Here is a 404-nt window from a genome sequence, read left to right as displayed (position 1 = left end):
CCTAAGCGGCGCAGGATGACCCGCGCCACCTCCGGCGCCTCGCCGGTCACCCGACCGCGCTGGGTGTCGAGATAGGCAAAGGGCGCCTCGTCCGCGAAACCGATGCGGATGCTGCCCTCGCGGCGGGCCCGTTCCAGGGTGGAGCCGTCTCCCGACGGGGAGGGATCCGAGCACCCGGCCAGCAGCAGGACCGCCGCGGCGGCCACCACAAACGATTGTGCCACCCACGCCACGCCGCGGTTCTCCCGTCCCGCGGGCTCCGTCATGCGCCCGGATTTGCCGCCTGCGGAACCACCGGCTCGATGGGCGAGAAGTCGCTGCGGGTGGCGATGAACTCGGGCCGGGGCGTCAGACCGTGCAGCGGAGCGCCCAGCGCGTTCTCCACGCTGTTGTAGACGAAGAAC

Annotated in this window: 1 pseudogene; it reads right to left on the bottom strand. The window is 71.8% G+C overall.

The features are described 5' to 3' along the window. Nucleotides 1–266, bottom strand: a pseudogene (locus tag ACTFO6_RS17815) (hypothetical protein); the annotation flags it as partial. Nucleotides 267–404 lie beyond the last annotated feature (138 nt).

The sequence above is a fragment of the Pelomicrobium sp. G1 genome (assembly GCF_051905455.1).
GTDB lineage: Bacteria > Pseudomonadota > Gammaproteobacteria > Burkholderiales > UBA6910 > Pelomicrobium.
The sequence above is the reverse complement of the archived record's forward strand: the minus strand, read 5'-3'. Positions and strand labels throughout refer to the sequence as shown.